General features: G+C 30.2%; 15 protein-coding genes. 7 read left to right on the forward strand and 8 right to left on the reverse strand.

Annotated elements, in window-relative coordinates; all coding sequences use genetic code 11:
• Positions 1-367: 367 nt before the first annotated feature.
• On the reverse strand, positions 368-1678 hold the full coding sequence (gene mqnF / locus CQA53_RS07745) for an aminofutalosine deaminase family hydrolase (protein WP_115543437.1): 1311 nt from the start codon (positions 1676-1678) through the stop codon (positions 368-370).
• Positions 1679-1905: 227 nt separating this feature from the next.
• Here mqnF and trpA point away from each other — a divergent pair, with 227 nt between their 5' ends.
• Positions 1906-2673: a tryptophan synthase subunit alpha gene (gene trpA, locus CQA53_RS07750; RefSeq protein WP_115543438.1), complete on the forward strand. Its 768-nt coding sequence runs from the start codon at positions 1906-1908 to the stop codon at positions 2671-2673.
• A 209-nt stretch (positions 2674-2882) separates the two neighbouring features.
• Entirely contained in the window at positions 2883-4067 is a 1185-nt protein-coding gene (locus CQA53_RS07755) for a trans-sulfuration enzyme family protein (protein ID WP_115543439.1), read from the forward strand.
• Between the two features lie 76 nt (positions 4068-4143).
• On the opposite strand, the gene CQA53_RS07760 is transcribed toward CQA53_RS07755, so the two are convergent.
• Both CQA53_RS07760 and CQA53_RS07765 read right to left on the reverse strand, forming a co-directional pair.
• Positions 4144-4659, reverse strand: a complete 516-nt coding sequence (locus CQA53_RS07760; RefSeq protein WP_115543440.1) for a tRNA (cytidine(34)-2'-O)-methyltransferase — start codon at positions 4657-4659, stop codon at positions 4144-4146.
• Between the two features lie 165 nt (positions 4660-4824).
• Positions 4825-6312, reverse strand: coding sequence for an HhH-GPD family protein (locus tag CQA53_RS07765; RefSeq protein WP_115543441.1), 1488 nt, complete (start codon positions 6310-6312; stop codon positions 4825-4827).
• Positions 6313-6443: 131 nt separating this feature from the next.
• On the opposite strand from CQA53_RS07765, the gene CQA53_RS07770 reads away from it, so the two are divergent.
• Complete coding sequence (locus CQA53_RS07770) at positions 6444-8039, forward strand: anthranilate synthase component I family protein (RefSeq protein ID WP_245945782.1); 1596 nt, start codon at positions 6444-6446, stop codon at positions 8037-8039.
• An 860-nt stretch (positions 8040-8899) separates the two neighbouring features.
• Here CQA53_RS07770 and CQA53_RS07775 read toward each other — a convergent pair.
• The 3 genes from CQA53_RS07775 to CQA53_RS07785 form a co-directional block, all read right to left on the reverse strand.
• Entirely contained in the window at positions 8900-9622 is a 723-nt protein-coding gene (locus CQA53_RS07775; protein WP_245945783.1) for a thioredoxin domain-containing protein, read from the reverse strand.
• A 153-nt stretch (positions 9623-9775) separates the two neighbouring features.
• Positions 9776-10084 (reverse strand): hypothetical protein, encoded by a 309-nt coding sequence (locus CQA53_RS07780; RefSeq protein ID WP_115543442.1) that lies wholly within the window; start codon positions 10082-10084, stop codon positions 9776-9778.
• Positions 10085-10103: 19 nt separating this feature from the next.
• Positions 10104-10784 carry a F0F1 ATP synthase subunit A gene (locus tag CQA53_RS07785; RefSeq protein ID WP_115543443.1) on the reverse strand — a complete coding sequence of 227 codons (681 nt, stop codon included), beginning with the start codon at positions 10782-10784 and terminating at the stop codon, positions 10104-10106.
• A 230-nt stretch (positions 10785-11014) separates the two neighbouring features.
• Here CQA53_RS07785 and CQA53_RS07790 point away from each other — a divergent pair, with 230 nt between their 5' ends.
• Positions 11015-12262 carry an aspartate aminotransferase family protein gene (locus tag CQA53_RS07790; protein WP_115543444.1) on the forward strand — a complete coding sequence of 416 codons (1248 nt, stop codon included), beginning with the start codon at positions 11015-11017 and terminating at the stop codon, positions 12260-12262.
• Between the two features lie 47 nt (positions 12263-12309).
• On the opposite strand, the gene cysS is transcribed toward CQA53_RS07790, so the two are convergent.
• The gene (gene cysS / locus CQA53_RS07795; RefSeq protein WP_115543445.1) at positions 12310-13812 is read right to left on the reverse strand and encodes a cysteine--tRNA ligase; all 1503 of its coding nucleotides are present in this window, start codon (positions 13810-13812) and stop codon (positions 12310-12312) included.
• A 286-nt stretch (positions 13813-14098) separates the two neighbouring features.
• Positions 14099-15868: a murein biosynthesis integral membrane protein MurJ gene (gene murJ, locus CQA53_RS13325; protein WP_245945784.1), complete on the reverse strand. Its 1770-nt coding sequence runs from the start codon at positions 15866-15868 to the stop codon at positions 14099-14101.
• Positions 15869-15965: 97 nt separating this feature from the next.
• On the opposite strand from murJ, the gene CQA53_RS07810 reads away from it, so the two are divergent.
• The 3 genes from CQA53_RS07810 to CQA53_RS07820 all read left to right on the forward strand — a co-directional run bounded on the left by CQA53_RS07810 (position 15966) and on the right by CQA53_RS07820 (position 19887).
• On the forward strand, positions 15966-17801 hold the full coding sequence (locus tag CQA53_RS07810) for a hypothetical protein (protein ID WP_115543446.1): 1836 nt from the start codon (positions 15966-15968) through the stop codon (positions 17799-17801).
• Positions 17802-18152: 351 nt separating this feature from the next.
• A complete protein-coding gene (locus tag CQA53_RS07815; protein WP_115543447.1) occupies positions 18153-18839 on the forward strand; it encodes a chemotaxis protein in 687 nt (228 codons plus the stop codon).
• Positions 18840-18906: 67 nt separating this feature from the next.
• Positions 18907-19887, forward strand: coding sequence for a hypothetical protein (locus tag CQA53_RS07820; protein WP_115543448.1), 981 nt, complete (start codon positions 18907-18909; stop codon positions 19885-19887).
• The last annotated feature ends 117 nt before the right edge of the window (positions 19888-20004 follow it).

Raw genomic sequence — 20004 nt, forward strand, 5'->3', positions numbered from 1 at the left:
CTCATGAATGAAACTATACACAAAACTATACACAAATACAAATTTAGCTTATTTTTTAGGGCGTATGAAATAGCGTTAGGTTGGTAGTTTTAAAGGGTTGGGTTGGGTGTTAAGGTTATCATTTGATATAAATTATTAAACTTACTACATATTTTAGAAACAAATCCTAATATAAAATCTGTTCAATATGAAATTAAAAAGACTTATGACACAAACCCTATAATATTTATATTCCAAATTTACACAGAAGTTTCAAGCTGAAATCCGATATTGCAAGATTCTCCTTCAATATTTAAAAAACAATGGGATTTCAAGCTACAAAAATAAATCATAATACTAATATAATTTTTTAGTATTGTATTTGAAATTACAATATATCATTGCCATTTATTAAAAGACGCGTAGCTTGCCTTGCGTTTAAAAGAAATTTAAGTGCAAGGCAAGTAGAAAGCTTTGTGATTTTTTCTTTTATATTAGTATGGAATCCCAAATTAAGAGAATCTTGTTGTGTATTTGCACTACATACCTCATTATATATGGATTGATTTGCAATATTATAGTCAAGTTCAAATATTGCTACATCTGCACTTTTACCTATTTCTAAAACACCATTATTTAACCCCAAAGCTCTTGCGGGATTGCAAGTTATTGCTTGAAGCACCTTAATAGAAAGAATCTCAATATCTATATCTTTACAAGTTGCAAGTTGTGTAAAAAGTGTATAACGTGCCTCATTCAGCAAAGAGACATCTATATTGGAACTTTTACCATCAGTAGCAATAATAATATTGTTACCCATTTTTGCATTTAATAAAAGATTGGAACGTGGGCAAGAAATAATATGATGAGCATCCAAAATTTGTCGTTGCAAAGTATCATCAGCATATAAACAATGTACAAAAAGTGTGCGAACTCCATGAAAAAGTGAAAGAAAATTATCAATCGTAAAGTGTGGCTTTGCATTTTTTATTTGAAAATATGTGTTATAGAAATGCTGAAAATATCCACTTTGCATCGTAAGCCACTCTAATTCTGCTTGTGATTCTAAAAAGTGTGTCGAGACTAAAAGGTTGTATTTTAATGCTAAATCAATAACATATTGTGCAATTTTGGGATTAACAGAATAAGGTGCATGCAAAGCTAATGCTGGGAAAAAAGATTGACTTTTATATGCGAGACTTTTTTCAAGTCTTGTTGAAATACTAATCGCTTGTTTTTCAAAATCTTGTTCAAGTGCACCTAAAACTTCATGACAATATATAACTTTGAGTTTAGAATCTAAAAGTAGCTTTAAATCCAAATCATAACTACTAATTGCACATACACTTCCAACACCATTTTTCTTTTGTGTTTGAATTGCGGATTGGATAGCTTGGACATTATTTTTTAATACTTCCCCACGATTATTCATAACGCTATCAAGCCAAGCTCCAAATCCACCATAATCAAAGCTTGTATCATTTTTACTAAATTCAAAATGAATATGTGCATTAATAAATGCGGGTAAAAGAATATGGTTTTTATAAAATACAAAATCACAATGACAATACTTCTTTTTTAATTCTTCAAAGATTCCCACCTCAATAATATGTTCCTCATCAATCACAACACCACCATTGTAAAATATATCCCAAGCTTGATTGCAAGTCATTACAAAACTCGCTCCAATAATTCTCAAATTTTCCTCCTTACAATTCTTAATCTTTAAGATTCTATCATATTTATTTAGAATTTCATATGCTAATATTTTAAAAATTTTCTTTCTTTATAAAGAATATAAATTTTACCATAATACATGGTAATTCCCTAAAGAAGTATTTATAAAGACATGAAACAATTTTATTCCTTATAAGATAAGACGATATATATTCAATTTTACAACAACCTTAGAAATGGAGATAGGCTATGAAAGAACGACTAGAACTTATGGGACATATTGTGGCTGGGTATCCTAGTATCTCAGCATGTTTGCATGCAGGAAGGGGTATTTTACGCGGTGGAGCAAACTTGTTAGAAGTGCAATTTCCATTTTCTGAAGGAAATGCCGATGGTGTGCTTATACAAGACGCTAGTAATCAAAGCATTAAACATGGTTTTACACCAAAACATGGTTTTACAATCATTGATAATTTGGTGCGTAGCACTTCAAAACATATTCTTGCAATGACTTATGCAAATCTTATTATAAGTTATGGGATTAAAGAATTTGTAGAAACCTTAAAACATCTCGGTGCATACGGACTTATTGTTCCCGATTTTAGTTTTGGGCAAGATGATTTTGGATTGCGTGAATTATGTGTAAAAAACAATATTTATTTTATTGAGTTAATCGCTCCTCTTACACCTAGAAGACGCATTCATGAAATCGCTATGTATACAAATGCACCATTTCTCTATGTTATTACTCGTAATGGATTAACAGGGAATCAAACTCAAATCAATCATGAGGTATTAGAATATATAGAAGAAGTCAATGCAATCTGTGAACTTGCATCAAAAAAAATCATGGTGGGTTTTGGTATCAATAATCCAATTCAGCTCACTTCTTTAGCTAATAAAGTTTATGGTGTTATTGCTGGAAGTTATTTTGTTGATATTATTAATCAAAATTTAGAATCCGAAAACTTATTACCTATCTTACAGGAAGCAACAGAAAAATTATTAAATTATTAATATATTGTGTTATTTTTAGCTAAAATTATAAAAATGCTTAGGGTATTATAAGAAATATGGAATCTTCATAAAATATTAGAATCTTAAGTTTATGTAATTAAACACATCAATCTTGAGATAATGAAAAATACTGAAGAAAATAAACAAGAGCTAACCAAATTTTTATTCTACAATATCTTAATTATTTATATAATCAAAAAGGGGATTTTATGAAATTTAAGACTAATTTTACAACGCATTTTGATACAAATGCTATTCATATTGATGAAGTGCCAAATCTAAGCGGGGAAACAAGCTCTGATGTTGTTAGCCCTATTCATTTTAGTAGCACTTTTGCAAAACCAGACTATGAAAATACTTGCTTAGGACATGGCTACTCACGACTTTCAAATCCTACACGCGAAGTTATTGAATCTAAACTCTCAAGCTTAGAAAATGCTACACATACAATATGCTATGCAAGTGGTCAAGCAGCAGAAACAGCAGTTATCTTAAGTTATCTTAAAAGTGGAGATGAGATTCTCTGTTTTGATGATATTTATGGTGGAACACGTCGATTACTTGCACATGTGTTCGATAATTTTGGAATTATCACACATTTCATTGATATGCGTGAAGCTACTAATTTTGAGAAACATTATAATCCACGAGTAAAAATGATATGGGCTGAAACCCCTACAAATCCCTTTCTAACCTTATGTGATATTGAGCAACTTGCTCTATTTGCAAAAAAACACAAAATTCTTAGTGTGATTGACAATACTTTTGCTACGCCATATATCCAAAAACCTCTTGATTTAGGTATTGATATTGTTGTGCATAGTATGACAAAATATATTAATGGACATAGTGATAGTATCGCAGGGGCGGTATGTCTTAAAGATTCTACACTTTATGAAAGATTACGTTTTGTAAGCAATTCAACAGGTATGGTTCTTTCACCTATGGATTCGTATCTTAACTCACGAGGCATTAAAACTTTAGGGATTCGTATGCAAAAACATTGTGAAAATGCATTTGAGATAGCAAGATTCTTAGAATCTCACAAAAAAGTAGAAAAAGTATTGTATCCGGGCTTAGAAAGTTTTCCCCAACATGCTTTAGCAAAAAAACAAATGAAAAATGGATTTGGTGGCATGGTAAGCGTTTACTTAAAAGCAGATTATGAACAAATGAAATCTTTTGCACAAAATTTGCAAATATTTAATCTAGCAGAATCTTTAGGCGGGGTTGAAAGTCTCTATGGAGCACCATATTTCATGAGTCATGGGAGTGTCTCTCCAGAAATCAAGCAACAAATGAATATTACAAAAAATCTTTTACGTCTCAGTATTGGACTTGAACATATAGATGATCTCAAAAAAGCACTAGACAACGCATTGCATTCTTTGTAGGAATTATAGAGATATTTCTTATAGAGATTATAGATTGATTTTCTAACTATTTGATTATGATATTCTAATAGCAAAATCAAAATTTTTGCAATTGTTGTGCATTACCCTTTTCGTATTGATGCCAAAGATCATAAGCGATAATAGCAACACTATTAGAAAGATTCAAGCAACGGCAGTCTTGTGCCATAGGAATTGTGAGATATTGTCCATTTAAAGATTCATAATATTTGTAAAAATCTGGACTAAAACCTTTCGTTTCATTCCCAAAATAGAGGAAATACTCTTCTACCTTAGAATCTATTAAATTTTGCAAAAAGTAACTTTCTCGTGCTTTTGAACTAAGGGCATAATGTCGTGTCAATGCCATCTCTTTTGTATGTATAGATTCAAAATAAGATTCAAGATTTTTATGTGTATAAAGCTTTAATTTATCCCAATAATCAAGTCCAGCCCGTTTTGTATATTTAGAATCTATATTGAAACCTAAGGGATACACTAAATGAAGAGTAGCATTTAATGCAACACATAAACGGGCAATATTGCCAGTATTTTGAGGAATTTCAGGATGTATCAATACTATATGTTGCTTCATTTTATTCCTTATTTGCATATTTATCTTACTAAAAACTTAAACAATTCTATTGCATCTTCTCCCAATTTTACTATAATGTCAGAAAAAAATAGAATCATTCATTATAGTTAAATCTTTTGATGAAACAACATGATACTAAAATACCAGCATTCAAACACAAATAGATTATGAAATTGCATAGTGTTGTATAAAATTTTTATAGAGTTGTAACGCTTTTAAGGTAAGGCTAGATACTGCTAAATTTTCAATATCACTAAGAGAATAAAATGTAAAAATATGCTTCTCTGATTGCTTTGCATTATTTTTAATTTTATTTTGCAAGAAAGATTCTAGTAAATTAAGAATTGATATATTTATTTTATTATTCCTATAATGCTCAAAATTGCAGAAATATACTTTTACTTCAAGCCGATATTTTGTATATGTATGTTTAAATCTTCCCAAAAAAGAAAGTGTATTGGTGTATTGTATATGAGATTGAGAATCTTGATTAGAAAATTGATAAAATCGATTTTGTTCTTGTTGTATTGATATATTATCAGTTATATAATTCATATTTATAGATGATAAATGTTCCAAAAATAAATTTAATTCATCATCAGAAACTTCTATAAAACCATAGAGATTTTTATAGAGTTTTGCAGATGATTGAAAAAGTGCAAATTCTATTGTTTGTTGATTTCCTCTCCAAGTATTTTTTGAAATCAAAAGGAGATTTATTGTCTTATTTTGATAAGATATTTTTTTAGAATCTCTCAATAATGTTGAGGTATTTTTACCTAAACAAAAACAAAATAACGGACAAATAGAACATTTTGGATTTTGAGGTAAGCAAATCATTGCACCAATATCAATAATTGCTTGATTGTGCTTGAAACTTTCATCAATGTTTAAAATGCGATGCGCTAATGTATTGAGAATTTTTTGTAAAGTTGCATTTTGTTGATTTACATGAATTGCGAAAAGTCTTTTAAGCAATCGAGCTATATTAGAATCTACAAAACTCACACATTGCCCATAACCAAAGCAAGCAATTGCCCCAGCAGTATAGTCTCCTATTCCGGGAAGCTTTCTCAATGCTTTTACTTCATTTGGTAGTGTTGCATTATAGTATTTCAAACATTTTTGAGCTGTTGCATGAAGATTTCTTGCGCGTGAATAGTATCCAAGTCCTTGCCACATTTTCAAAATATTTTCTTCTGTGGAAAGTGCAAGAATAGAGAGTGATGGAAATTTCTTAAGAAATTGAAAATAATAAGATTCTAGAACTCTTTTTGTTTGTGTTTGTTGTAGCATGACTTCACTAACCCAAACACGATATGCCCTTTGAGTTGTAAATTCTTGTATATTGTTTGTTGTTTCTTTCTTTTGATGATTCAAAGAAAATTCTAAATTATGATAATTTTGCTTTTGTGTGAGAATACTTTGAGAAATATCTAAAGATGAAGAAATATTATAGCTTTGTTTATATTCTACACTTTGTGATTCGTGGGCAAGTTGCATTGCGTCATATTCCAGTATATCTTGATAATATTTTGGATTTGTATGCGAATGTACAGATTCTCTCCATGGAAATTTTCTTCCATATTGCTCATACCATTTTAGAATATTATGATGAAAAAGGGCTAAGTCATTGAACACATCATAATTCATGTAAAAATCTCACTTACTTAATTTTTATAATCAAATAAAGAGATTTAAGCACGGCTACAAAGTAAAAATCTCTCATTTTTTTGTTAAAATTATACTATATTTTAAAATAAAATTACTCTTTGGGAGGTATAATGGGTTTTGCTTACGAATGTATGAGTGCCAATATGCACACACCGCTTGCACTTTATAAAGGATTAAACGCACGTTTTTTATTAGAATCTGCTTCGTTGGAGAGTGGTAGGGGACGCTATTCTATCATTGTGCGAAAAATTAATTTTTCACTTATAAAAAATATTATAGATTCTGAAGTTTCATATATTTTTAATTTAGAACTTGATAATATTGCAGAGCAATATAATCTTACAAATCTTACACAATACAAAAAACTACCAAAAGTTTTACAAACTATCATTCCAAACATGCAACAAATACAAGAAGATTATAAGCTTGATTTTCTCTCTCTTGCAGAAAAGCTGCGTGAGTGTTATCCACAGATTCCTCAAGAACTTTCAAATATTCCATTACCTTTGGGAGGATTGGGGTATATTGGATATGAATTTTTCAGTGAATGCGAACATATTACTTTTTCAAAACCAATGCTCTATAATGCACCTGAAGCTTTACTTGTTTTCCCGCAAGAATGTATTGTTTTTGATCATTTTTATGACGAAATGTATCTTGTTGTAAGTGGCTATCATGGACATGATTTTTCAGTAAAAGATAGATTAGAATCTTTAAAGTTAGAAATACAAAAAATTGGTAATATCAAAACTATAAAAATTATTGAATCAGATTCTCTTCCTAATCATAATCATTCACTTTTAGAGAATAACCATGACAATAGAATGTCTGAAAGAGATTGTCAAGACACAATTCAAGATAGTATTATGACATCTGAAATTATTTATGAAGATTCGCAAGAATGGTATGAAAAACATGTTGAAATTATTCGTGATGAAATATATAAAGGCACTTTTTTACAATGTGTTTTAAGTTGCTCCATCGTCATTAAAAGTAATCTTAACCCACTCTTTTTTTATGAAACTTTGCGTCGCAATAATCCAAGTCCATATATGTATTATCTTGATTTTGGACAATTTAAAATTATTGGAGCAAGTCCTGAGGTTATGTTGCAATGTAAGCAAAATATACAAATTGTGCGACCTATTGCAGGAACAAGAAAACGTGGCAAGACATTGCAAGAAGATGAAAGTCTCGCACAAGAATTACTACATGATGCAAAAGAAAATGCAGAACATCTTATGCTTGTTGATTTAGGACGCAATGACATTGGGAAAAATGCAAAGATCGGTAGCGTTTCTCTTCATGCATTTCGCATTATTGAGAAGTATTCTAGTGTTATGCATATTGTATCTGAAGTGCGTGGTGAAATTGCTGAGGACAAAAGTGTAAAGGACTGCTTGAAATCCTGCTTCCCAGCTGGAACAATCAGTGGTGCTCCAAAAATAGAGGCTATCAACAAGCTCAATGAATATGAAACACATGGTAGAGGGATTTACTCAGGTGCTATCTTGTATTTTACAAGAAATGGGGATCTAGACTCTGCGATTACTTTGCGTTCAGCAGTTTTTCAAGATGGAAATTATTATTTGCAGGCTGGAGCAGGAATCGTAATAGATTCTAATCCTTATCAAGAATATCTTGAGACTTGTAATAAAATGAAAGCACTTTATGATATTTTAATGCAAGATGATATAAACAGTTAAAAGATGAAAATTATATATTTTATAATCTAAAAATAAGATTATTGCAATATAAACATTATTTGGATTAGAATACCGATTAACTCTAGTTTATATTTCTTACAAATCATACAATGATAGTAAAAGAAAATTTAGAATGTAAAAGGTAGAAGAAATTTGATATGATTGCTATGGAACATTGATGTCATAGAATTTTATACTTTAACACTCACCTATATTGCTACAAGAATTTTTTATTTTTTTTAATCTTATTCTTCTGTAAATAAATTAAAGATTCTTTTGATTGATTTTTATACTCAAGATTTTATCTCCTGGAAATCTCAATGCCTGCTATTCACAAGGGAGTATTTCTCTTGAATATTATTTATTACTTCTCAAAGAGAGTTTTTATTGCTAAAATGTGTTCATATTTTTAAAATCTTTTGTGAAACTAGGTTAGATTCTAAGCTCATTGCATTCAATAGATTTAATTATGCTAACATGGGTGGACGCATGGTGTATCTTTTTATACAAATAGATTCTATGATAAGAACAAGGGGATATAGAGTTTAACCTTAAGCAATATATTTACAGATCCAAAGAATATCTTTGGGATTGATTGAAGCAAACTAAAGAAGAAGTAGAATCTAAGTCCTAAATAATAAACATTAACATACAACAAACACTATACAAATCTAAAACCACAATACAGAAAATATCACTCAAACAAATAAGCACACTATATCTTTTCCCGTAAATTCATGTAGCTCTGTATAGCTAAATTGAAAATCTACCACACCCATTACATAGAGATTATCGAGAATTTTGCACTATTTTACATATTCTTTTGGGTAAAATCTACAAAATATATCTTAACATCAAAATTATTTCAAAATCATATATGGAACACCCTGAACACCCGCCATGAAAGCAGAATCTGACATGAGTTTAGCTTTTTCCTCATTTCCATTTTGTGGCATATAATCTCGTGTAAAAATCTTTTTCAAAAGGGCAATCTTTTGTTCTCTTGTCTTTGCATTTGGTAATTCAGCATAGAATCCTGCAGCTCGTTTGGAAGCTTTTTCACCCAATATCCCAACAATTAAAATTTCAATATTTCCCCTTTTTAAATAGGTATCAAGTTGATGAATTTCATTAACGCAATAGGGACAGGTTGTATCTAAAACCATATAAGTTGTATTTTTTGTAGATGTCATTGCGGGTATTTTTAAAATCGAATCTGGATATTTTTTAAATACCGCCAACACACTTTTTTCTTTCATATCATGATTGTAACGATTAACATTATCAAGGGCAATTTTTAATGGACTATTTGTAGCATTCCCAACACCTATATTAAGGGGAACAATATACGTTCCCTCTTTGTTGGAGATCAGAGCCAATCTCTCGCCATTTGGAGATTCTACTATTACAAACGATGCATCTTTTAAGGAATCCGTTGCGTTACTTACAACCTTAAAATCTGTATTTGTTTGTTCTTTTAAAAGTTTTTGTATAGCAACATCGTTACTTGCTGCAAACACTATATTTGTTAAAATACTACTTGCTAATACACTCATTATGCTAAAATCAAGACCTTTTTTCACTTATTATCCTTTCATTATATCATATTGGAATGACAATTTTTTGAGCTAAAATTACAAGATAATAGCAAAAGTTTGAGAATAATTGGGAATCTTGTGGTAATTCTAAAGAATTAAAAATAAATAAAATATCGAAAAGAATATTATAATTTTCTATTACTCCTGTTTGTCTTCATTTTTGTTATCATTTCTACGCAATGTTCTTAAAATTTGTTCTTGAAATATGCGAGATTCTAAACTAATTTCGAAAGCCTGTTGTGCAAGCTTACTACGCATAATACAATAACGAACTAAAGCCATTAAAAAAAGAAAAAAAGAAAATACAGAAATAGCAAATAAAATACCTAAAAAGAAATCTGGAGAAATCAAAAAGACTAATGCCGCAGCAAATATTGCAACACCAAATAGAAATCCATAAAAAAACTCCATTAGAGAAATGAAGCGTCTAAATTCAGTTTTATTCATAACTTTTCTTAATTTACAATTAATGCTCTTCTTCCAATAGCACAGCACTTCCTAAATATACATAAGTAAGTATCATAAAGACAAATGCTTGTAAAATAGCCATAAACATTAATATACCAAAAGGTAAAAGTGGCACAATCCAAGGAACAAGTTTCAACATAACAAGCAAGAACATATCATCACCACGAATATTCCCAAACAAACGAAATGAGAGTGAAATAATACGCGAAAAATGTGAGATAATCTCAATGGGAAATAACAATGGGGCTAATATTTTAATAGGTCCAGCAAAATGCCCAAAATATTTTGCTACACCATTTGCACGTATGCCTTCAAAGTGATAATAGACAAATACAATGAGTGCTAACACAATTGTAAAACTTATACTTGCAGTTGGTGCTTCAAAACCTGGTATCATACCAATAACATTACAGTAAAATACCAAAATGGCAATGCTTCCAGCCAACGGAAAATATTTGCGTGCAAGTTTATCGCCTAAAGAATCTTTACCAATATATAATATACCACCAATAATCCATTCATAAAAATTCTGTAATCCTGTTGGAACAGCTTGCAATTTACGAACAGCGAACATACTAACAGCAACGGTTATAAAAGCACATACAATGGTATAAAAAGCGGTAATAAAAGAGTGATCTGTGCTAATCAGCCCAGCAAATGTAAAAAGTCGATCTTCCATAATTTTGTTCCTTTTTTAACAGAAATAATTTTTATCTTACCATAAAAACTCTTAAATTTAGCTAAAAATTTTAAAGATTATAACTTTAAACTTCAATATATTAATGTTATATTTTAATTCTAACCACAATTAATCGAGAATCTTAACTTTATATCTTTTAAAATCTTTACATATCTTACATTTTTTCTTAAAACTTCGCTATAATTTTTCAAAAAAATGAAGGAACATCTATGCAAACAGATTCACTTATTACGCAAGCTGAAGATTCTCTTTTAGGGATTTATGCACGTTGGCAAATAATCCTTGATTATGGCAAAGGTGTTTGGCTTTATGATAAGGAAGGGAAAGAATATTTAGACTTTGGGGCAGGTATTGCCGTATGTGGATTAGGATATGGACATGAAAAATTAAATAATATATTAAAACAACAGATTGATAAAATCATACATACTTCAAACCTTTATTATAACGAACCTGCTATCTTAGCCGCAGAAAAGTTGCGTCAAGCAAGCAAGATGGATAAAATATTTTTTACAAATTCTGGAACAGAAGCAAATGAAGGTATTATAAAAGTTGCAAAAAAATACGCATTTTTACGCGATAAGCACAATAAACATAATATCATTGCATTTCATAATTCTTTTCATGGTAGAAGTCTTGGTGCACTTTCGATTACAGGTAACGCAACATATCGTGATCCTTTTAAACCACTCCTTGAAGGCATACGATTTGTGGATTTTAATGATATTACAAGCGTTGAACAAAATATAGATTCAGAAACTTGTGCCATAATATTAGAAACAATACAAGGTGAAGGTGGAATAACTCCCGCAAACAAAGATTTTTTAAGAAAATTGCGTCACATCTGTGATGAACAAGATATTTTATTGATTTTTGATGAAATACAATGTGGTATGGGCAGAACAGGTAAGATGTTTGCGTGGGAACATTATGGAATTATGCCCGATGTTTTTAGTAGTGCAAAGGCTCTTGGTTGTGGAGTGCCTGTGGGTGCATTTGGAGTAAATGAAAAGGTTTCAAATGCTTCTCTCATGAAAGGAGATCATGGGACAACATACGGTGGAAATCCTCTAGTATGTGCAGGCGTAAGTGCTGTTTTTGATATTTTTAAAGAAGAAAAAATCGTTGAAAACGCAAATGAAATGGGAGAATATCTTGCAAATAGGCTAGATTCTCTAGTAGAAAAATATAAAGTTTTGATGAAGCGACAAGGGATTGGACTTTTGCAAGGCATATGGATAGAAGAACCAAATGTCAATAATCAAGATTCTGATATAGAATCTGGTGGTATACAAAACACAAAAATCATTCAAAAAGCTTTGGAAAACGGATTGATTATCTTGGCAGCTGGAGGAAATAGCTTACGTTTTACACCACCTCTTATTGTTACAAAGCAGGATATTGATACCATGATTGCAAGACTTGAAAAGACCTTAGTAGATTTAAAATTAAGTTAATAATTTACAGAAAACAGATATTGCAAGAATCTTTAGTATATTTTAATCTATGCTTTTTCCCATTCTGTTATTCCGCCTGGTTTATCCATAAGTATAATGCCATGCTGTTCTAATTCTTGTCGCAAAGAATCAGCAAGAGTAAAATCCTTATTTTGCTTTGCCTCCAAACGCTTTGTAATATGAGATTCTATGTATTGCCTTTCCTCTTCATTTACCCCAAGCTGAAAATATTCTGTATAACTAAGCATACCAAGCCCCAAAGTAAAGTCAATGATTTCTAAGGTTGCCCTTACCTTACTTTTATATATTTTGTCTTTCGGGTTTGAATCAAGATATTCATTTGTTTCTTTTACAAATTCTTCAACTACACTTAAAGCAAGCGAAATATTTAAATCGTCATGTAACGATATAAAAAAGTCTTTTATAAAATCCTGATGAGATTCTTTTTGTAAAGATTCTAAAGCATTTTTAATGTATAGCCACTCCTCTTCTTTACTTTTAGAACCTGCATGTGTCTGTATAAAATGGTGTATCGCAGAGTAGTTTATTCGCTTTTTTAGACGATAAATTTTGTCAAGTCGCTTTTTTGATACAAGTAAATCTTCTTCATTAAAATTCAAAGGGGCACGATAATGTGTTCCCAATAAATAGTTGCGTAAAATTTCTCCATGATATACTTTGAGTGCATCTTTCATGAAAAAACTATTACCTAAACTTTTACTCATTTTTTCACCATTAATATTCACAAAACCATTATGCATCCAATATTTTGCAATTTCTTTTCCCGTGTATGTCCGTGTTTGACTTGCTTCGTTCTCATGATGTGGGAAAAACAAGTCAGCTCCACCAGCATGAATATCAATACAATATTTACACTCATCATATTCTTCCCCCTTATATGCCAATACAGAATCTATCATTGCACTACATTCAATATGCCAACCCGGACGCCCCTTTCCAAGTATACTATCATATCCAACATCATCTTTCCCTTTATATGCTTTCCACAATACGAAATCTCGCGAATCTTTTTTTCCCTCTTCGATTTCAATACGATGAATAGAATCTTTATCATTAAAATGTTTACTTAAAGAGCCATATTTTGAATCTTTTGCAACTTCAAGGCAAATATCACCATTTGGTAATCTATATGCAATCTCTTTGTAGAGTAAATCTTGGATAAAAGTACACATAGATTCTAAAAATTCTGTTGCCTTTGGTTCAAATGTTGCACGACGAACATTGATTGCTTCCATATCATTAAGATAACTCACAATATAATGACTTGCTAAATTATTTATAGGTGTGTGGGTTTGCAAAGATTTTTGTATCAATTTATCATCAATATCAGTAAAATTTTTTGCCATTATGACTTTCATGCCCTGTGTTTCCAAAAAACGAGCTAATAAATCAAAACTAAGTGCACTTCTTGCATGTCCCAAATGTGCCTCATCATATACGGTTGGACCACAAATATATACTCTTACCTCATTTGGTTTAATTGGGATTAATTCAACTTTTTCTTTTAATACTGAATCATAGATTTTCATTCTTTTTACCTTTATCAATAAATGAAATGTATTACAACTTTTTATTTTTAAAATTTTCTTAGTTTTAGAATAGCTCTTGCACTCTTTATCTTTGGTATATTTTAAAGAAGATTTTAATTCTAAGCACTTTTTATAAATTGCTTTACAATAGAAACATTCAACAAAATTTAGATTCTATAATTATATCAATTTTTAGAACTTCAATTTCGAACCATGAAATTTTATATGTTGCTATTTGTGAAGTATCTTAATTTTAGATTTGTTCTTAAAAAGCATTAAATATTATTTATTTAATGCTAAAAAAGCATTGAAAAAGTTTTATTAATACAAATGTAACAAATGAAGCACCACATAATAATAACATATATTTTGTATGTGAAATTATAACAAAAAAATTATAAACACCAAATTCTTTAATATTGAAAAATAAGAGAGCAAAACCACCAATGCTACCAAACAATGCCATAAAACAATAACGCAACTCCCATATAATACCACTTTGAATCTCAAAATAATAGATAGAGAGAATAAAAATAGCTGATAACATTACACCTATAAAAAGTGCAATAACTGAAATCTTTGCAGCTTTTGCTTGTTTTTTATGCGAATACAGCCAAAGGGAAAATATTCTTGCTAAACCAAACGGAATGAGTCCAATCATATACCCTACAAAAGCATAACCGACCATAATTGTATCTTTGTGCGTAAAGTTTCCTCGTTCAAAAAGTAACCAAATGATTTCATTTCGCAACATAATGCCCCCAATTGTGCAAATACTAAGGGTAATAAGCAAAAACCAAAAAGCAGCTTTAAGAGCATGGAGAGCATTTTGTGTATCTCTAACTTTGATTGCCTTAGCTACCATAGGAAATAATGCACTAGAGATTGCTATGGCAAAAAGTGCTAATGGAAGCTGAAAAATACGATTAGCAAAATTAAGCACACTTACGCCACCTTCAGAATCTGGCAATAATGTAACAAGACTAGAATCAATAATTGCAATAATTTGTGCACTGGAAGCTCCAAGCATAGCAGGTAAGAATGCTGTAAAAAAAGCTTTAATATCGCGTAATAATAAAAGAATCCGAATTTTTGCTTTTTGGGCATTATTGAATCTTGTTATATTTTTGTGCTGCAAATCTGAATCCCCTTGTGGGGCTGTTTGCATCTTTTTTGTAACATATTTTGTTTGGTAGTTTGTAGTTGTGTGATGTAGTATATTGCCAGATTCTTGAGTATTGATATTTTTGCATTTTTCTTGAGATGTAAAATTTACAAAGTAAATACCAAATGGTAAGATTCTGAATATTGCTCCCGAGTTATACCACCATTTCTTTAAGTGTTTATAGCCAACATATTGCAAGAGCCATATTTTTGATGTGTAGAGAGGATAAAAATGAATAAAAATCTGTGCTATACCACCGATTAATACACTATAACTTAAAATATATACAATGTCTAGCAAATCTTTATCCGTTCCTTTTGCATATACCATACCACCAATCATAGCAAGATTGAGCAATACCGTATTATATGCATTAACCCAAAAAATATTTTTATATTGTAAAAGGGTGCTAAGATATGTAACAACAAAAATTAAAATGAGATACCAAAAATGGATTCTCACAAGAGGTGTAGCAAGCAAGATTCTATCTTCATTAAACCCAAGTGCTAAAAGCTTTGTTATAAAAGGTGCAAACCACATAACAAGACCACTTAAAATAGTTAAAAGAAAGAGAAAAATAAAGAAAATACTTATGCTGAAAGCTCCTTTATTGCGTGCACTTAATAAGAATGGTAAAAAACTTTGCACAAAAGCCCCCTCACTGACTACTCGACGAAACATATTGGGAAATTTAAATGCGATAAAAAATATATCACTATAAATACTTGTACCAAGTAATGAGGCTTGTAAAGCATCGCGGATAAAGCCAAATATACGAGAACATAAAATTCCAAAAGCATTGGTAAAAAAGAATTTTTTTAATTTATTTTGAGTCTGTTTTTTGCCATTTTCTGTCTTTTTATTGTTCGATTGCGAATCTTTTTTGGACATTTAATACTCTTTAAATCAAAAATATAGTAAAATATGCTATCAGTTGGTTTGAGATGAAATATTTTAACAAACAATATTTGAGATTGAGGATATAAGAATGACTTTTTTTCAAAAAAAGAAGCTTAAAGGGGTCAAAAATTGGACGAAGCAGTTAATGGAATTTTGCACAAAAGCCAATTTAAATCTAGGTGAATGTAACATACATGTTGAGACAGTGCATACTTTTCTTAAAAAAGATGATAAAGAACTTGATGCAAATTTTTTCAAAGAGGCTTATAATCAAACTTCTGATGAGATCTATCAAACTTTTGATGTTGAAATTGAGCCAAAAGAGTTTGATTTTTCTAAAGTAAGCTTTTCTTTTAGTTATCGACGCTTAGAAGCTACTATGACTTTAGAAGAAGGTTTGTTAATAGATTCTCATGAAAATTATATCCCACAATTCGTGGATTATATTATTGGATTTTTAATCCAAAAAGAAACCATTATTACGAGTACAGAACAAATTAAACTACGATTAGAAAAAATTTTACATGAAAATTTTAAACCACCTTGTATGGTTATGGAGGCAAAACACTTCACTTTCTTGCGTGCAAAAGCCTCATTGAAAAATAAAGGTTTTACCAATCTTTTAGAAGAAAAGTGGTGCAAAGAAAATAATAAACCGGCATTCCAAAATGCTCTATATGCGGTATCAGATGGTGATCATATTGGTTTCTACCTAAAAGATTCTATAACGACTTCAGGCAGAAACCTTCGTGGTGAATTCATTGATATGCGTAATCTACATTTAAATACGCCAAAACATAATGGTAAGCAAGATATGCATGAATCTGAAAGTGGGACATTTAGTTACAAGTCTCCTCCAGAAGCTGGAGCCGGTATTAAGAAAACAGAGGAAGGACAAGTTGTAAAATATGAAGCTCAAGGAAATGGGATTATTGAATTTGCAGAATCAGGATTGAGACTTATTGATATTGGAACTTTCCAGCAAGTTAGCAAGACAAATTGTATTCTTGGGGGAGTAGAAAAAGGTGTAGAAGTTGATATTGATTGTCCAGATAAATCTAAAGACGCCGTGCAGACTGGTGCAGCTATAGAAGCGGAAGTAGTCAATATTAAAGGAACAGTTGGTGAAAAAGTTGTAATTAAAGCAAAAAAACTTACTATTAATGGGCAAACTCATCAAAGTGCAATATTGTATGCAGAGGAGGCAAATATTAATATTCATAAGGGAGTACTTTATACAAGTGAAGCGGATATTGACAAATTAGAAGGCGGGAAGGTTTATGGTAGCAACATCAATATACTTGATGCACAGGGAGCAAAGGTTGTTGGTAATCAAATTGTGATTTCTAAACTCCATTCAAATACTGATATAAAATTTTGTGAAAAACTTCACCTAAAAGCTATACATGGAAATGATAATAAAGTAAGTTTTGATGTATTTGCAGATTTTGATAAACGAGAGAAACTCTCGACAATTATTGCACTTGATGTTTTGTTAAAAAGTAATATTAATGCCCGTGTTTCATTTTGCAAGGCTTTAGCAGATAAATTACATCAAATAAAGCCTGTTATTGAAAATCTTAAACCTGTTATTGAAAGAAGCAAAAAAGAAGGCTTTGAGCTTGATCCTGAAACAAAGAAAACATTCGGATTCTATGTCTTATTATTAAGACAAATTAAAGAACAAAAAGATATAGCAACACAATTGCAGAATATTCGCACAGCAAATACACAAAGTGGGAGGCATATAGAGCAGACACTCATGGAAGCAAAAATTACCACAGAATCAAGTTGGAAAGATAATAATCAGATTATTCTTACTCATAGATTTCCACCTTCTACACAAAAAATCTTTACGCAAGATTCTGATATGTTTGAAATTGTAATAGACGATCAAGGAAATTTAGATAAAATTCAGCAATAATTTCCATTTAATATTTTTTAAACTTTTATTAATCGATATTTCAAATGTTCAACTTTTATTCTAGTTTAAATAAACAAATTATTGTATTTTTTATATTATTTTATTGTAAGATATTGTTTTATAAAAATGATGAAATGAAAGATTTGTGATTATAATGAAGTTTTATTTTTTACTCTTACAGTTATAATTATAAAAAAAATAATATTATAATTTTATTCTTAAATTTTAATAATAATTTTTGTTAAGTGAAATAATTATGAAAATGATTAAATAAAATTTCACGATAAAGAATTGATATAACATATATTCAGAAAAATATGATATAATATCAAGAAAAGTTTAGGAGTTTCGATGACACAAGAAGAATTAGATTCTATGATGGCACAAGGTGTTCCTTCCAAGCTTGGTTCAGAAATTGTAGATTCAGCATCAGAAACCAAAGAAGAAATTAAAGCCGAATTTGTTGATCCCAATACTTTTAAGCCGGAGGCAAATAAAAAATGGCCCCCTCCACCACCGACAGAGGAGCATAAAGTAGTCCATCAACTTGATGATGTAACCAGAGATTCTGAAGTAAAAATGACCGAAGTATTCGACCAAATCGATGCGATTGGGACGGCAGTCACAAAAATAGAGAAAGATTCCAAAAAAATAAAAGATTATCTTAAAACGCAAGAAGAAATGCTTATTATGCTTGTTGAAAGCTTTCCTAAAATCAAAGCCTTTGGAGCTTCATTAGAGCAAACAAAAGAAATTCAAAAAACTATTGATACAATTAAAAATCATGCCATAGATTGCAATGATGCATGTATGCAGGCTATGGACATTATGCAATATCAAGATATTCATAGACAAAAAATTGAGCGTGTTATCAATGTTATGCGTGCATTAAGTCAATACATGAATTCGTTGTTTGAAGGGAGAGGTGATGATTCTAAACGTGTTGCATCTGCAACCTATATTGCCGGTGATAATCATGATGAAGTTGCAACAGATAATGATATTGAAGCACTTATCGCATCGTTTGGGCAAAAATAGTATATGACTATAATTACCTTATTTCAAGAATCATTACATCTTCTGTAATGATTTAAAACAACAATTAATGATTTTTGAATATCTACCAATTAATCCCAACCAAGATAAAAAAAATTTACAAGAAATTATAAATTTTTTACCAGTTTCTAAAATTCTTATTCCTTCTAATCCCGTTTCTAAAGTTTATCCAAGTCCTTTTGTTGCAGTTGCTTATCTACAATCACTTCAATGTTTTTCTCAATATGATTTTATTCCCACAATTAAGACAAGTATTCACACTTTAGAATCTCTTGAAAGTGCATTTTTATCACTTCAGTATCTTGATATTAAGAATGTTGCAATCATTAGTGGTGATTTGGGACAATATTCAAGTGGAGTGGATACAATACAAGCACTTAAAATACTAAGACATTTGCAAAGAAAAAATAAATATTGTTATAAACCAAATATATTTTGTGCTTTAGAATCTAGCATTTCATTGCAGTCTTTAGAATCTTTTCAATCAAAGATTCTCTATGGTGTTCATAATTTTATTACTCAACCTTTTTATGAAATTACCTCGCCCATTTCTCATAAATATTCTATGGCATCATCACAGAATGTTAAAGAGTTACTAAGTATTGTTGATCAAAGAAATGGAAACTTGCAACTACCTTATAATGATTTTTTAGATTTTTATAAACATCAAATTAATATTTTGGAAAAAAATATTCAAAAAGATAGCACAAACCAAATTGCATCAATCATTGGACAAGATTTAAAAGATGAGGAATTATTATATCTTGCACACAATCAATTATCTGCTAAATCAATACGCTTTTATTGTGGATTTTTTCCTTTGGCTTCATATACGCAAGCATACAACATTCAACAAAAGAATCTGGGTATTCTCTTGCCATCTCAATATATAAAAAAATTAAAAGATAACCCATTTGAAGCTAATTTTGAGGTATTTTATAATCTTAAAGAGTATGATATAAGTATTGGGTATATAAATTTTAGCGATATACAAAATTTTCTAGAATTCTTGCAAACAAAGAATAAATAACTTTTATGAAAAATAAATACCACCACTTTAAAGTTAGCTTTAAAGTGCTACTTGTTCATCAGATTCTATCTTTATGGCATAAATATGGCTTGTTGAGATTGCAAAGATATACTTAAC

It is taken from the genome of Helicobacter didelphidarum, assembly GCF_003364195.1.
GTDB classification, from domain to species: domain Bacteria; phylum Campylobacterota; class Campylobacteria; order Campylobacterales; family Helicobacteraceae; genus Helicobacter_A; species Helicobacter_A didelphidarum.

Bases quoted from the DNA above. Each gene is read 5' to 3' on its own strand.
- murJ (WP_245945784.1), bottom strand. From the start codon at position 15,868: ATGTCCAAAAAAGATTCGCAATCGAACAATAAAAAGACAGAAAATGGC.
- CQA53_RS07770 (WP_245945782.1), top strand. From the start codon at position 6,444: ATGGGTTTTGCTTACGAATGTATGAGTGCCAATATGCACACACCGCTT.
- CQA53_RS07810 (WP_115543446.1), top strand. From the start codon at position 15,966: ATGACTTTTTTTCAAAAAAAGAAGCTTAAAGGGGTCAAAAATTGGACG.
- CQA53_RS07790 (WP_115543444.1), top strand. From the start codon at position 11,015: ATGCAAACAGATTCACTTATTACGCAAGCTGAAGATTCTCTTTTAGGG.
- CQA53_RS07785 (WP_115543443.1), bottom strand. From the start codon at position 10,784: ATGGAAGATCGACTTTTTACATTTGCTGGGCTGATTAGCACAGATCAC.
- CQA53_RS07760 (WP_115543440.1), bottom strand. From the start codon at position 4,659: ATGAAGCAACATATAGTATTGATACATCCTGAAATTCCTCAAAATACT.
- trpA (WP_115543438.1), top strand. From the start codon at position 1,906: ATGAAAGAACGACTAGAACTTATGGGACATATTGTGGCTGGGTATCCT.
- cysS (WP_115543445.1), bottom strand. From the start codon at position 13,812: ATGAAAATCTATGATTCAGTATTAAAAGAAAAAGTTGAATTAATCCCA.
- CQA53_RS07765 (WP_115543441.1), bottom strand. From the start codon at position 6,312: ATGAATTATGATGTGTTCAATGACTTAGCCCTTTTTCATCATAATATT.
- CQA53_RS07780 (WP_115543442.1), bottom strand. From the start codon at position 10,084: ATGAATAAAACTGAATTTAGACGCTTCATTTCTCTAATGGAGTTTTTT.
- CQA53_RS07815 (WP_115543447.1), top strand. From the start codon at position 18,153: ATGACACAAGAAGAATTAGATTCTATGATGGCACAAGGTGTTCCTTCC.
- CQA53_RS07820 (WP_115543448.1), top strand. From the start codon at position 18,907: ATGATTTTTGAATATCTACCAATTAATCCCAACCAAGATAAAAAAAAT.
- CQA53_RS07755 (WP_115543439.1), top strand. From the start codon at position 2,883: ATGAAATTTAAGACTAATTTTACAACGCATTTTGATACAAATGCTATT.